The sequence below is a fragment of the Agromyces tardus genome, from assembly GCF_003710805.1.
Taxonomy (GTDB): Bacteria; Actinomycetota; Actinomycetes; order Actinomycetales; family Microbacteriaceae; genus Agromyces; species Agromyces tardus.
In genome coordinates this window covers 1-13,915 of the sequence record NZ_RHHB01000004.1, presented here as the reverse complement: position 1 = coordinate 13,915, position 13,915 = coordinate 1, and the positions used below count along the sequence as shown (strand labels likewise).

Genomic DNA, 13,915 nt, shown 5'->3' with positions numbered 1-13,915 from the left:
AAGCGCAACCCTTCATGTCGAAACACGACGGCGTGTTACGCGATGCGACGGGGCGTGACCGGACATGACAGCCGCCCTGTCGGATCGTTCCGCACCGCCGTACCGTCGATCCGACCTGCCCCGAACGGGGGCACCCGATCGACCGAGGAGGGACCGTGACGATCGAGACGACGGATGCCGCGCCGGCCACGTCGCGCCCCGTGCGCGCCGAACGGCCCGAACGGCCGGTCCGCACCGAGCGAGCCGCCGGCGCCGAGCGCCCCGCCCGGCCCGCCGCCCGCCCGCACGGGCAGTGGAAGGTCGACGGCACCGCCCCGCTCAACCCCAACGAGCAGTGGAAGCAGGAGGACGGCGGCCTCGCCGTGCGCGAGCGCATCGAGAACGTCTACGCCGCGGGCGGCTTCGCCTCGATCGATCCGACCGACCTGCACGGCCGCTTCCGCTGGTGGGGCCTCTACACGCAGCGCAAGCCCGGCATCGACGGTGGTCGCACCGCCACGCTCGAGCCGCACGAGCTCGAGGACGAGTACTTCATGCTCCGCGTGCGGATCGACGGCGGGCAGCTGACGACCGAGCAGCTGCGGGTCATCGGCGGCATCTCGACCGAGTTCGGCCGCGACACCGCCGACCTCACCGACCGCCAGAACGTGCAGCTGCACTGGATCCGCGTCGAGGACGTGCCCGAGATCTGGCGCCGGCTCGAGTCGGTGGGGCTCGGCACGACCGAGGCGTGCGGCGACGTGCCCCGCGTCGTGCTCGGCTCGCCGGTCGCCGGCATCGCGGCCGACGAGCTCATCGATCCCACGCCGCAGATCGAGGAGATCACGAGCCGGTTCATCGGCGACGAGTCGCTCGCGAACCTGCCGCGCAAGTTCAAGTCGGCCATCACGGGCCACCCGAGCCAGGACGTCGTGCACGAGATCAACGACGTCGCGTTCGTCGCGGTCGAGCACCCGTCGCTGGGTGTCGGGTACGACCTGTGGGTCGGCGGCGGCCTCTCGACGGCGCCGCGGCTCGCCGAGCGCCTCGGCGTGTGGGTCGCACCCGAGCGCACCGCCGAGGTGTGGCACGGGGTCGCGCAGATCTTCCGCGACTACGGCTACCGGCGCCTGCGCAACAAGGCTCGGCTCAAGTTCCTGCTCGCCGACTGGGGCACCGCGAAGTTCCGCGAGGTGCTGGAGACCGAGTACCTCTCCGCTCCGCTGCCCGACGGTCCCGCCGCGCCGACCCCCGCGACGGCCGGCGACCACGTGGGCGTGCACCGCCAGCGCGACGGCCGGTTCTACATCGGCGCGACGCCCATCGTCGGGCGCGTCTCCGGCCCGATCCTGACCAGGCTCGCCGACCTCGTCGAGGCCCACGGGTCGACCCGCCTGCGCACCACGCCGCACCAGAAGGTCGTCATCCTCGACATCCCCGAGGACCGGGTCGAGTCGCTCATCGCCGGCCTCGACGAGCTCGGACTCCAGGCCCGGCCGAGCCTGATCCGGCGCGGCACGATCGCGTGCACGGGCATCGAGTTCTGCAAGCTCGCGATCGTCGAGACGAAGGCATTCGCCACCGCCGCCGTGCTCGACCTCGAGGAGCGGCTCGACGCGTTCGACCTGCCCCACCCGATCGCCCTGCACGTGAACGGCTGCCCCAACTCGTGCGCGCGGATCCAGACCGCCGACATCGGGCTCAAGGGCCAGCTCATCATGGACGACTCGGGCCGGCAGGTGCCGGGCTACCAGGTGCACCTCGGTGGCGGGCTCGCCTCGCAGGACCGCGACGAGGCCGGCCTCGGCCGTACCGTGCGCGGCCTCAAGGTCACGGCCGACGGCATCGCCGACTACGTCGAGCGCGTGGTCACCCGCTTCCTCGACGACCGCGACGCCGCGGCCGGCGAGACCTTCGCCCAGTGGGCGCACCGCGCCGACGAGGAGGCCCTCCGATGAGCGCTCGCAACATCGGGCTGACCTCTGCGGGTCGAGGAGCGAGCGCCAGCGAGCGTCTCGAGACCCTCACCGCCTCCGCCGCCGGTCGAGTAGCGAGCGCCAGCGAGCGTCTCGAGACCAACGCACCCGCCGGTCGAGTAGCGCCGGAGGCGCGTATCGAGACCACCGCCCTGTCCGCTCCGCGCCCCACTCGACCCGCACACCTGCGCAGCGCCGATGAGCTCCGCGCCCTCGCCGAGGCGGGCAACGCCCTGCTCTCGCCCGAGGGCGGGCCCGAGGCATCCGCCGCCGAGGTCGTGGCCTGGGTCGCGGCCAACTTCACGACGGATGCCGCGGCCGTCGCCTGCTCGATGGCCGACGCCGTGCTGCCGCACGTGGTCGCCGCGGCGCTGCCCGGTGTCGACGTGCTCTTCCTCGACACGGGCTACCACTTCACCGAGACCTACGTGACGCGCGACGAGGTCGCCCGTGCGCTCGACGTGCGAATCGTCGACGTGCTGCCCGAGCAGACCGTCGCCGAGCAGGACGCCGAGTTCGGCGCGGAGCTCTTCGCCCGCGACCCCGGCCTCTGCTGCGCCCGCCGCAAGGTCGAGCCCCTGCAGCGCGCCCTCGGCGGATACGAGGTCTGGTTCACGGGTGTGCGCCGCGAGGAGGCGCCCACGCGCACCGACACTCCGCTCGTCACGTACGACGAGCGGAATGGACTCGTGAAGGTCAACCCGCTCGCGGCGTGGACCTTCGACGAGCTGCTCGACTACGCGGGCGCGCACCAGGTGCCCGTGAACCTCCTGATGTCGCACGGCTACCCCTCGATCGGCTGCGAGCCGTGCACGAAGCCCGTCGCCGCGGGCGAGGACCCGAGGTCGGGCCGCTGGGCCGGCCTCGCCAAGACGGAATGCGGGTTGCACCTATGACCGACACCTCGAACCCCACCGGTCGAGTGGCGAGCGCCAGCGAGCCCGCCGGTCGAGTAGCGAGCGCCAGCGAGCGTATCGAGACCAGCGCCCCGGGTCTCGATACGGGCGCTGCGCGCCCTACTCGACCAGCGAGTGCGTTCACGAGCCTCGACGCCCTCGAGGCCGAGGCGATCCACATCATCCGCGAGGTCGTCGCCGAGTTCGAGCGCCCCGTGCTCCTCTTCTCGGGCGGCAAAGACTCCGTCGTGGTGCTCCACCTCGCGACGAAGGCGTTCTGGCCGGGCAGGGTTCCATTCCCCGTGCTGCATGTCGACACGGGGCACAACTTCCCCGAGGTGCTCGCGTTCCGCGACGAGACCGTCGCGCGCCTCGGCATCCGCCTCGAGGTCGCGAGCGTGCAGGACTACCTCGACGACGGCCGGCTGCAGGAGCGCGCCGACGGCACCCGCAACCCGCTGCAGACCCAGCCGCTGCTCGACGCGATCGCCGCGGGCAAGCACGACGCGGTCTTCGGCGGCGCCCGACGCGACGAGGACAAGGCCCGCGCCAAGGAGCGCATCATCAGCCTCCGCGACGAGTTCGGCCAGTGGGACCCGCGCAATCAGCGCCCCGAGCTCTGGAGCCTCTACAACGGCCGCCACACCGTCGGCCAGCACGTGCGCGCGTTCCCGATCTCGAACTGGACCGAGCTCGACGTGTGGAGCTACATCGAGCGCGAGCAGATCCCGCTCCCGCCCCTCTACTTCGCGCACGAGCGCGACGTGTATGAGCGCGACGGCATGTGGCTCGCCGTGAGCGACGTGTCGCGTCCCCGCGCGGGCGAGCAGGTCGAGCGCCGCACCGTGCGCTACCGCACCGTCGGCGACCTGAGCTGCACGGGCGCCGTGCTGTCGGATGCCGCGAGCCTCTCCGAGATCGTGACCGAGGTCGCGGCATCCAGCCTCACCGAACGCGGCGCGACGCGCGCCGACGACCGCCTCTCGGAGGCGGCCATGGAGGATCGCAAGAAGGACGGGTACTTCTGATGTCGACGCTCTTCCGCTTCGCGACCGCCGGGTCGGTCGACGACGGCAAGTCCACCCTCGTGGGCCGCCTGCTGCACGACTCGAAGGCGATCCTCGCCGACCAGCTCGAGTCGGTCGCCCGCACGAGCGCCGAGCGCGGCTTCGGCGGCGAGCCCGGCGCGATCGACTTCGCGCTGCTCACCGACGGCCTGCGCGCCGAGCGCGAGCAGGGCATCACGATCGACGTGGCCTACCGCTACTTCTCCACCGGGCGCCGGTCGTTCATCCTCGCCGACTGCCCCGGCCACGTGCAGTACACGCGCAACATGGTCACCGGCGCGGCCACGGCCGACGCGGTCGTGGTGCTCGTCGACGTGCGCAAGGGCGTGCTCGAGCAGACCCGCCGGCACCTCGCGGTCGTGCAGCTGCTGCGCGTGCCCCACGTGATCGTGGCCGTCAACAAGATCGACCTCGTCGGCTACGACGCGGCGGTCTTCCAGCAGGTGGCGGCGGATGTCGCCGCGCTCGCGCGCGACCTCGGCCTGCCCGACGCGCACGTCGTGCCCGTGTCCGCCCTCGCGGGCGACAACATCGTCGACCGCTCGGCGAACACGCCCTGGTACGACGGACCGAGCCTCCTCGAGCTGCTCGAGGCGCTCCCCTCGATCGACGAGCTCGAGACCGACCTCGAGGCGCTGCGCCTGCCGGTGCAGCTCGTGATCCGCCCGCAGGGCGCGCTCGCGCCCGACCTCCTCGAGCAGGGCGCCGAGACCGCCGACGACTATCGCGACTACCGCGCATTCGCGGGCCGCATCGAGTCGGGCACCGTGCGCGTGGGCGACTCCGTGCAGGTGTTCCCCGCGGGCGTCACCACCACGGTGACCCGCATCGACCGTGGCCCGGTGGCCGTCGACGAGGCATCCGCCCCGCTCTCGGTCTCGCTCAGCCTCGCCGACGACGTGGATGCCGCACGCGGCGCCGTGATCGCGGCCGCCGGCTCGCTCTCCGAGCCGCGCCGCGAGCTCGACGCCGCGGTGTTCCAGCTCGACCCGCGCCCGCTCACGCCCGGATCGCGCGTGCTCGTGAAGCACGGCACCTCGACCGTGCAGGCGCTCGTCGCCGACATCCGGGGTCGACTCGACCTCGACACGCTCGCCACCACGCCCGCCGGCGCGCTCGAGGCGAACGACATCGGACTCGTGGGGCTGAAGCTCTCGGCGAACCTCGCCGTGGAGCCGTACGCCGCACACCGCCGGGCCGGGGCGTTCCTGGTCATCCACCCGCACGACGGCGCAACCCTCGCCGCCGGCATCGTCACCGAAGGAGTACCCGCATGACCGCACCATCGCGCGCCACCCGTACGACCCGACTCGGAGACTTCGCCGGCATGATGCTCGCCGGCGCGATCGTCCTCAGCGCGGCCCTCACCGGATGCTCCGCCCAGACCGCCGCGGGCGCCGGCACGCAGCCCGAGGCACCCGCCGCCGAGGCGACCGGCACGCCCGCCACGGAGCTGCGCCTCGGCTACTTCGCGAACGTCACCCACGCGCCCGCGCTCGTCGGGCTCGAGGAGGGCCTCCTCCAGGACGCCCTCGGCGACACGAAGCTCAGCACCCAGGTCTTCAACGCGGGCCCCGCGGCGATCGAGGCGCTGAGCGCCGGCGCGATCGACGCGACCTACATCGGCCCCAACCCCGCGATCAACACCTACGTGAAGTCGGCGGGCGCCTCGGCGCGCATCGTCGCCGGGGCCGCGAGCGGCGGTGCCGCGCTCGTCGTGCAGCCGTCGATCGACGACCCGAGCGACCTCGCGGGCACCACGCTCGCGACGCCGCAGCTCGGCAACACGCAGGATGTCGCGCTGCGCACCTGGCTCGCCGACGAGGGCTACGAGACCGACACCACGGGCGGCGGCGACGTCGCGATCGCGCCGACCGAGAACGCGCAGACGCTGACGCTGTTCCAGTCGGGCGAGGTCGACGGAGCCTGGCTCCCCGAGCCGTGGGTGTCGCGGCTCGTGGTCGACGCGGGCGCGAAGGTGCTCGTCGACGAGGCCGACCTGTGGGAGGACGGGGCGTTCCCCACGACCGTGCTCCTCGTGCGCGCGGACTTCCTGGCAGAGCACCCCGAGACGGTGCGGGCGCTCATCGCGGGCCACGTGGCATCCGTCGACTGGATCGCCGCGAACCCCGACGAGGCCGCCACGGTCATCAATGCGCGCCTCGACGCCGACACCGGCAAGCCGCTGAGCGACGCCGTCATCGAACGGGCGCTCGAGCACGTCGACTTCACCGTGGACCCGCACGCCGAGACCTTCGAGCAGCTTCTCGACGACGGCGTGGCCGCCGGCACCTCGAAGCCGGGCGACATCGACGGCCTCTTCGACCTCTCGGCGCTCAACGCGGTGCTCGAGGACGAGGGCGAGGAGCCCGTGAGCGCCGCGGGGCTCGGGACGGAGTAGCCATGTCCACGATCACCGCGGGCGCCGGCGCCGGTCGAGGAGCGCCGCAGGCGGACCTCGAGACCCGTTCCGGCTCGACGGCACGCACGGCCGCGATCCGCGTCAGCGGGCTCGGCAAGCGCTTCGGCGACGGCGGGCCGGTCGTGCTCGACGGCATCGACCTCGCGGTGCAGCCCGGCGAGTTCGTCTGCCTCCTCGGCGCCTCGGGCTGCGGCAAGTCGACCCTGCTGTCGATCGTCGCGGGGCTCGAGACGCCCACGACCGGATCGGTCGAGGTCGCCGACGGCGGCGCCGCGGTGATGTTCCAGGACGCCTCGCTGCTCCCGTGGCTCACCGCGCGCCGCAATGTCGAGCTCGCGCTGCGCCTCGGCGGCTCCGGCCTCACCCGGGCCGGCCGCCGGGCGCGGGCGCTCGAGCTGCTCGACGTCGTGAACCTCGCGGATGCCGCGGAGAAGCGTCCGCACGAACTGTCCGGCGGGATGCGGCAGCGCGTCGCGCTCGCCCGCGCGCTCGCGCAGGACCGGCCCGTGCTCCTCATGGACGAGCCGTTCGCCGCCCTCGACGCGATCACGCGCGACCTCCTGCACGAGGAGCTCGAGCGCGTGTGGCGCGAGACCGGCCGCACGATCGTGTTCGTCACGCACAACGTGCGCGAGGCCGCGCGGCTCGGGCAGCGCGTGCTGCTCATGTCGAGCCGCCCGGGCCGCATCGTGAACGAGTGGACGATCGCCGACGAGGGCCCGCGCCGCATCGAGTCGCCGCAGGTCGGCCGGCTCTCGATCGAGATCACCGAGCAGCTGCGAAGGGAGATCCGCCGCAATGCCGCATGACATCCTCCCCACCACCGCCGGTCGAGTAGCGAGCGCCGGCGAGCGTATCGAGACCCAGCCCGCCGGTCGAGTAGCGCCGGAGGCGCGTATCGAGACCCAGCCCGCCGGTCGAGTAGCGCCGGAGGCGCGTATCGAGACCCAGCCCGCCGGTGGTCTCGATACGCCGCTTCGCGGCTCCTCGACCGACGAGGGCGAGACCTCTCCACGACCGAAGGGCAAGTCCGACGACCTCCGCGCCCTCGAATCCGGGCTCGACGCCCTGCAGACCGACGCCCGCACGCGGCGTCCGTGGTGGCGCCGCACCCTCGCCGGCGCGCTGCCGCCGATCGTGCTCGTCGTGCTGCTCATCGCGGCGTGGCAGGCCTACACGGTCATCGCCGCCCCTCGCCCCGACCTCGCACCCGGTCCGCTCGACGTCGCCGCGGCGCTCGGCCAGTCGTGGGAGGACGGCCGCCTCCAGCTCGCCATCGCCACGAGCCTCGAGCGCGGCATCCTCGGCTTCCTCATCGCGATCGCGATCGGCACACCGCTCGGCCTGCTGCTCGCCGAATGGGGCCTGCTCCGTCGTGCCCTCGGGCCGCTGCTCTCGGGCCTGCAGGTGCTGCCGTCGGTGGCCTGGGTGCCCGCTGCGATCATCTGGTTCGGGCTGTCGGATGCCACGGTCTACTTCGTCGTGCTCATGGGCGCCGTGCCCTCCATCGCGAACGGCCTCGTCGCCGGCATCGCCCAGGTGCCGCCGCAGCTGCGCCGCGTGGGCACCGTGCTCGGCGCCTCGCGCTGGCAGCTCGCGACCTCGGTCGTCGTGCCGGCCGCGCTGCCGGGCTACGTCGCGGGCCTCAAGCAGGGCTGGGCCTTCTCGTGGCGCTCGCTCATGGCCGCGGAGATCATCGCCTTCGGCGGCACCATCGGCTTCGGCCTCGGCTCGATGCTGCAGCAGAGCCGCGACCTCGCCGACCTGGCCGGTGCCCTCGGCACCATCCTCGTGATCCTCACGATCGGCGTGATCATCGAGCTGCTCGTGTTCGCGCCGATCGAGCGCGGCCTCCTGCGCCGGCGCGGACTGACGGGGGCGAGCGCATGAGCGCGTCCGAGCCCGCCGGTCGCGCCCCCGCCGGTCGGGTAGCGCCGGCGGCGCGTATCGAGACCGCGACACCGGGTCTCGATACGCCGCTTCGCGGCTCCTCGGCCAGCGGTGCGGGCCGTGTGACGCTCGTGGGCGCGGGCCCCGGCGACGCGGGCCTCCTCACGCTCCGCGGACTGCGCGCGCTCGAGGCGGCCGACGTCATCGTCGCCGACCGCCTCGGCGCCCGCGGCGTGCTCGACGGGCTCGCCGCCGAGGGCGTGCACCTGCGCGCCGAGGTCGTCGACGTCGGCAAGCTGCCCGGCCACCACGCCGTGCCGCAGGACGCCATCAACGCCCTGCTCGTCGCGCTCGCCCGCGACGGCAAGCAGGTCGTGCGGCTCAAGGGCGGCGACCCGTTCGTCTTCGGTCGCGGCGGCGAGGAGGTCGCGTTCTGCCGCGACGCCGGCGTCGACGTCGAGGTCGTGCCGGGCATCACGAGCGCGATCTCCGTCCCGGCGATCGCGGGCATCCCGCTCACGCATCGCGGACTCGCGACGACGTTCACGGTGGTGACGGGCCACGAGCAGATCCAGTCGCTCGGCGGCGGACGCGACCACACCGTGGTGCTCCTCATGGGCATCGGCACGCTCGCGAACTCGGCCATCACGCTCGCCCGGGGTGAGCGCGGCCCCGGCTGCCCGGTCGCGATCATCGAGGACGGGTATGGTCCGCGCCAGCGGGTCACGGTCGGTACGCTCGAGACGATCGCGGCGCAGGCGGCGGCCCGCGGCATCCGCTCGCCCGCGGTCGTCGTGGTCGGCGACGTCGTCGCGTTGAGCCCGTACGCGCCCGAGGAGATCGCCGCGCAGGCGGTGCCGCGGGCGCCGCGGCTGTCGTAGGCGCACGCCGCCGCACCGCCCCGCGCTCGTCGGACCGCACCCGCCGCGCCCGACACCCCGAAGCCCCGACCGCCGCCCCGCACCAGCACCCCGCACCCCGCACCCCGCACCCCGCACCCAGACCACCTCGACCACTCAGCCCCGCAGCCGCGGGCCCACTGGAAGGCCACCTCCCCATGACCCTCTCCCTCCGAGTCGCGATCGTCGGCGCCGGCCCCGCCGGCATCTACGCGGGCAACATCCTGCAGCGGCAGGTCGCCGAGGCGGGCGGCGAGGTCGCGATCGACCTGTTCGAGTCGCTGCCCGCGCCCTACGGCCTCATCCGCTACGGCGTCGCCCCCGACCATCCCCGCATCAAGGGCATCGTCAACTCGCTGCACGAGATGCTCGACGCGGGCACGATCCGGCTGATCGGCAACGTCGAGGTCGGCCGCGACGTCACGGTCGACGAGCTGCGCGCGCGCTACGACGCCGTGATCTTCGCGACCGGCGCCCTCAAGGACGCCCCGCTCGACATCCCCGGCATCGACCTGCCGGGCTCGTACGGCGCCGCCGACTTCGTCGCCTGGTACGACGGGCACCCGGATGTCGCGCGCACCTGGCCGCTCGAGGCGCAGTCGATCGCGGTCATCGGCAACGGCAACGTGGCGCTCGACGTCGCGCGCGTGCTCGCGAAGCATCCGAAGGACCTGCTCCCGACCGACGTGCCCGCGAACGTCGTCGAGGGCCTCGAGGCCTCGCCCGTGACCGACGTGCACGTCTTCGGCCGCCGCGGCCCGACCCACGTGAAGTTCACGCCCATCGAGCTGCGCGAGCTGGGCGAGGTGCCCGACGTCGACATCGTCGTGTACGACGACGACTTCGAGCGCGCCGCCGGCGACCCGCACGCCGAGCAGCTGCTCGCGTCGAACAACCAGGTGAAGGTGATGACCCGCACGCTCAACGGCTGGCGCACCCGCGACGAGGGCCGCGCGCCCGCGTCGCGCCGCCTGCACCTGCACTTCCTGCACGCGCCCGTCGAGGTGCTGGGCTCCTCCGCCGTGGAGGGCGTGCGCTTCGAACGCACCCGGCCCGTCGGCGACGGCTCGGTCGAGGGCACCGGCGAGTTCGTCGACGTGCCCGTGCAGGCCGTCTACCGTGCCGTCGGCTACGCGAGCTCGCCCGTGCCGGGCGTGCCGTTCGACGAGCGCCGCGCCGTCATCCCCAACGACGGCGGCCGGGTCACGGATGCCGCGGGCGCCCCGATCCCGGGCGTCTACGCCACCGGCTGGATCAAGCGCGGCCCCGTCGGCCTCATCGGCCACACCAAGGGCGACGCGCTCGAGACGATCACGAACCTGGTGGCGGATGCCGCGTCCGGCGCGCTCGCGGCACCGACCGTGGATGCGGGACCCGACGGCGACGAGGTGTTCGAGCTGCTCGAGGCCCGCGGCATCCGCTTCACGACGTGGAACGGCTGGCTCGCGCTCGACGCGCACGAGCGCTCGCTCGGCGAGGCGTGGGAGCCCGCGGATGCCGCGCACGCCGGGATCACGCGCGAGCGGGTCAAGGTCGTGCCGCGCGACGAGCAGGTCGAGATCTCGCGCTCGGGCGCGCTCGTCGCCGGCTGACCCGGGCCGCGGTCGCCCGGCCGGTCACGAGAACAGGACTGCACGCCGCACGGGCAACGAGAACAGGGCCTGCTGCGGCGTGTCGCCCAGCCGTTCCCTGCTCTCGGTGCGCGCGCCCCGGCGCGATCCTGTGCCGCCCCGCCCCGCTTCCACCGGTGTCATGAGAACAGGGCGACACGCCGCATCGGTCGCGGACGCAGGAGCCGAACCGGCGTGTCGCCACCGCGACGCCTGTGTTCGCCGCGGCTGCTGCGCGTGCCGCGCTCGGCGCGTGCACCCCAGCTCAGGCGTCGGATGCCGCAGCGAACCTCGGGGCGCGTGCGCGGCCCGCTCAGGCGTCGGATGCCGCGGCGAACACCGCGAGCGCCGCGGCATCCGCCCCCGCGCCGCGCAGCCGGGCCACGATGCCCGCTCGCGCACGCCGGTAGGGCTCGTTCGTGTCGCCCATCAGGGAGTTGCGGTTCGCCAGGTCGAGGAGCGCCATGAACTCGAAGGTGAGCTGCTCGGGGTCGTCGAGCCCGGGCAGCTCGCCGAGGTCGCGCGCGTGCCGGAGGGTGGCGCCGAGGTAGCCGTTCCAGTCGCGCAGCGTGGCCGCGACTGCGTCGCGCACCTCGCCGGGCTTGGCGTCGAAGTCGGCCGCGGCGTCGGCGAAGAAGCATCCGCCCGGAAAGACGCGATCGCGCGAATACGCGATCCAGTTGTCGATGAGCGCGAGCGCCCGGCCGAGCCCGCGAGGCAGTGAGCGGGCCGGCTCGATGACGGTCTCGACGAAGCGCTCGCGGGCCGCCTCGACCGTCGCGAGCTGCAGGCGCTCGCGACTGCCGAACAGGGTGGCCACGTTGCTCTTCGAGAGCTCCGCCGCCTGGGCGACGCGGCCGATCGTGAGCTGGTCGAGCCCCTCGATCGACGCGAGGTCGACCGCCTGCGCGAGCACGATCCGGCGCGAGGCATCGCCGCGCAGCCGCCGGCCGTCGGGGCGCTGCAGACCACGCTGCTGTGCGTCCGGCGAACCGGCGCTCAGCGTGCCGACGCCCGGCGTGCCGGCGCCCGAGGCGCCAGTGCCCGACGCGTCCGCACTCAGCCCATCCGCACCCGTCTCGGGCCCGGCTCTCGCGAAGATCTCGGTGCTCACCCCTCGATTTTACGCACGAACGTTCGTATACTCTACGCACGACCGTTCGTATTCTTCCGGGCGGATGCCGCCAGCCGGCCCCCGCCCGATCGTGCGCCGGTCGCGTCGCACCCACTGGAGGAACCATGCATCCCGTACTCTCCGCCCACGTCGCCGCGATCCGCGCCGCCGAACGCGTCTCCCCCGACGCCGCGGCCCGGCTCGCGCTCCCCCTCTTCATGCGCGTGGGCGGCCCGCTGCCGGTGCGCCCGTCCGACCGCGCGGTGCACGAGTCCGCGCGGCGCAGCCTGCTCCGCGTGCGAGGGCGCGATGTCGTCGCCTATGAGTGGGGCTCGGGGCCCGAGACCGTGCTGCTCATGCACGGCTGGCGCGGCCGCGCCTCCCAGTTCGCCCCGATCGTGCGCGAACTGCGCACCGAGGGCCTCCGGCTCGTCGCGGTCGACGCACCGGCGAACGGGGAATCGGCCGGGCGCCGCACCGACATCCGCGACTACGTCGCCGCGATCGATGCGCTCCATTCCCACCACGGGCGGTTCCACGCCGTCATCGGGCACTCGTTCGGGTCGCTGGCGGCACTCGCAGCCGTGCGCGAGGGCGTTGCCACCGACGGCGTCGTCGCGGTGGGTGGCATGGCCGACGCCCGCTACGTCTTCGACTCCTTCACCGCGCGCCTCGGCGCCGGGTCGGCCACCGCCGACGCGCTCGCCGAGCGATTCGCCCGCCGCATCTTCCCCGGCGAGCCCGACAGCTGGGCGCGCTTCGACGCGGTGGCCTCGCCGTTGCCCGCCGACGTGCCCCTCCTCGTCGTGCACGACCGCGACGACCGCGAGGTGCGCGTCGACGAGGCTCTCCGCCTGCACGACGCCCACGGCGAGCGCTCGCGCCTCGTGCTCACGAGCGGCTCCGGGCACTCCCGAGTACTCGGGGCGGATGCCGCGCTCGACGCGATCACCGCGTTCGTCACCGGTGGGCCGGTGGGCATCGACGCGGCCGGGCTCGGACGCGCGGCCGCGGCATCCGCTCGCCGGGCCTGACCCGGCACGCCACCGCCCGGACGCCCACCCGCGCCTCGGCGGCTACGCGGAGGGCCGACCCCGACGCCGGTCGGACACCGACCGCAGGACGCGGTCGTAGAACGCCTCGTGCGCCCGGGTGACCGCAGGGTCGTCGAGGAGCCCCGGCGTCGCGGCGGCCGACGCCGCGAGTCGCGCGCGCAACGCCGCATCCGCGTCGAGCCGCTCGAGCGCCGCGGCGAGCGCCGCGACGTCGCGCGGGGGCACGAGCAGGCCGTTGACGCCGTCGGTGATCCACTCCGCGGGCCCGCCCTCGTCGGCGGCGACCACGGGCAGGCCGGCCGCGAGGTACTGCAGCACGTTCTGGCCGAGCGGCTCCGCACGGGTCGACGCCTGCACCGCGACATCCCACCCCGACAGCAGCGCTTCGACGTCGGAGACATGACCCGGCAGGTCGAGCTGCGCACCGACGCCGAGCTCGTCGGCGCGACGGCGGAGGGATTCGGCGAACTGCTCATGACCGAACGGCGCTCCGCCCGCGAGCTGCAGCCGGGTGTCGCGGCCGCGGAACACGCGCGCGAACGCCTCGAGCAGCTGCATCTGCCCCTTCCAGGGATCGATCCGTGCGAGCATGCCGACGTTGCGAACCGACCCGGATGCCGCGGGGCCGGCCGATCGCGCCGGCGCACCCGTACGCAGCCCCGACGCGCTCGGGATCACCTCCGCCGGCACCCCGGAACGCAGGTACGGGCGCGCCGACTCGAGCGTGGCGCGCGAGTTCGCGACGACGCCGTCGGCTCGCGGCAGCACGACCCGCACCATGAGCGCGTGGCCGGCCCGGCCCAGGGCGGCCGGCTCGACGAGGTCGCGCAGGTGCACGACGAACGCCTTCCGCGTGCCGCGCACCGCGAACGCGCCGTATGCGGCGGAACGCGCGGTGTTCGCGTCGACGACGTCGGCGCCCCGGAACGCCCGGGCGCACCGCACCACCGCGGCCTGCGCGAGCACGCGCCCGCCCACGGCGAGCGCCGCCAGCCGCCCGCCCCGGC

12 protein-coding genes are annotated in these 13,915 nt (G+C 74.0%); 10 read left to right on the top strand and 2 right to left on the bottom strand.

Translation table 11 applies throughout. The annotated features are described in order from the left end of the window. Positions 1–155: 155 nt before the first annotated feature. The 9 genes from EDM22_RS04105 to EDM22_RS04065 all read left to right on the top strand — a co-directional run bounded on the left by EDM22_RS04105 (position 156) and on the right by EDM22_RS04065 (position 10,721). On the top strand, positions 156–1,937 hold the full coding sequence (locus EDM22_RS04105; RefSeq protein WP_376917937.1) for a nitrite/sulfite reductase: 1,782 nt from the start codon (positions 156–158) through the stop codon (positions 1,935–1,937). A gap of 170 nt (positions 1,938–2,107) precedes the next feature. Next, a complete protein-coding gene (locus EDM22_RS04100; protein WP_376917945.1) occupies positions 2,108–2,851 on the top strand; it encodes a phosphoadenylyl-sulfate reductase in 744 nt (247 codons plus the stop codon). Continuing rightward, complete coding sequence (gene cysD / locus EDM22_RS04095; RefSeq protein WP_122935797.1) at positions 2,848–3,879, top strand: sulfate adenylyltransferase subunit CysD; 1,032 nt, start codon at positions 2,848–2,850, stop codon at positions 3,877–3,879. Before EDM22_RS04100 ends, cysD begins: the two co-directional genes overlap by 4 nt. Beyond that, the gene (locus tag EDM22_RS04090) at positions 3,879–5,195 is read left to right on the top strand and encodes a sulfate adenylyltransferase subunit 1 (protein WP_122935796.1); all 1,317 of its coding nucleotides are present in this window, start codon (positions 3,879–3,881) and stop codon (positions 5,193–5,195) included. Before cysD ends, EDM22_RS04090 begins: the two co-directional genes overlap by 1 nt. Then, complete coding sequence (locus EDM22_RS04085; protein WP_122935795.1) at positions 5,192–6,319, top strand: ABC transporter substrate-binding protein; 1,128 nt, start codon at positions 5,192–5,194, stop codon at positions 6,317–6,319. Before EDM22_RS04090 ends, EDM22_RS04085 begins: the two co-directional genes overlap by 4 nt. 2 nt (positions 6,320–6,321) lie before the next feature. Next, positions 6,322–7,149: an ABC transporter ATP-binding protein gene (locus tag EDM22_RS04080; RefSeq protein ID WP_122935794.1), complete on the top strand. Its 828-nt coding sequence runs from the start codon at positions 6,322–6,324 to the stop codon at positions 7,147–7,149. Next, on the top strand, positions 7,139–8,230 hold the full coding sequence (locus EDM22_RS04075; protein ID WP_122935793.1) for an ABC transporter permease: 1,092 nt from the start codon (positions 7,139–7,141) through the stop codon (positions 8,228–8,230). Before EDM22_RS04080 ends, EDM22_RS04075 begins: the two co-directional genes overlap by 11 nt. Next, positions 8,227–9,111, top strand: a complete 885-nt coding sequence (gene cobA / locus EDM22_RS04070) for a uroporphyrinogen-III C-methyltransferase (protein WP_122935792.1) — start codon at positions 8,227–8,229, stop codon at positions 9,109–9,111. Before EDM22_RS04075 ends, cobA begins: the two co-directional genes overlap by 4 nt. Positions 9,112–9,287: 176 nt before the next feature. Then, positions 9,288–10,721: an FAD-dependent oxidoreductase gene (locus EDM22_RS04065; RefSeq protein ID WP_122935791.1), complete on the top strand. Its 1,434-nt coding sequence runs from the start codon at positions 9,288–9,290 to the stop codon at positions 10,719–10,721. A 331-nt stretch (positions 10,722–11,052) separates the two neighbouring features. Here the strand turns inward: EDM22_RS04065 and EDM22_RS04060 are convergent, their stop codons facing one another. Next, on the bottom strand, positions 11,053–11,853 hold the full coding sequence (locus EDM22_RS04060; RefSeq protein ID WP_245989173.1) for a TetR family transcriptional regulator C-terminal domain-containing protein: 801 nt from the start codon (positions 11,851–11,853) through the stop codon (positions 11,053–11,055). 125 nt (positions 11,854–11,978) lie between these two features. Here EDM22_RS04060 and EDM22_RS04055 point away from each other — a divergent pair, with 125 nt between their 5' ends. Then, the gene (locus tag EDM22_RS04055; RefSeq protein WP_122935790.1) at positions 11,979–12,887 is read left to right on the top strand and encodes an alpha/beta fold hydrolase; all 909 of its coding nucleotides are present in this window, start codon (positions 11,979–11,981) and stop codon (positions 12,885–12,887) included. 42 nt (positions 12,888–12,929) lie between these two features. On the opposite strand, the gene EDM22_RS04050 is transcribed toward EDM22_RS04055, so the two are convergent. Beyond that, a partial coding sequence (locus EDM22_RS04050) for a glycosyltransferase family 1 protein (RefSeq protein ID WP_122935789.1) occupies positions 12,930–13,915 on the bottom strand: 986 nt, incomplete at its 5' end.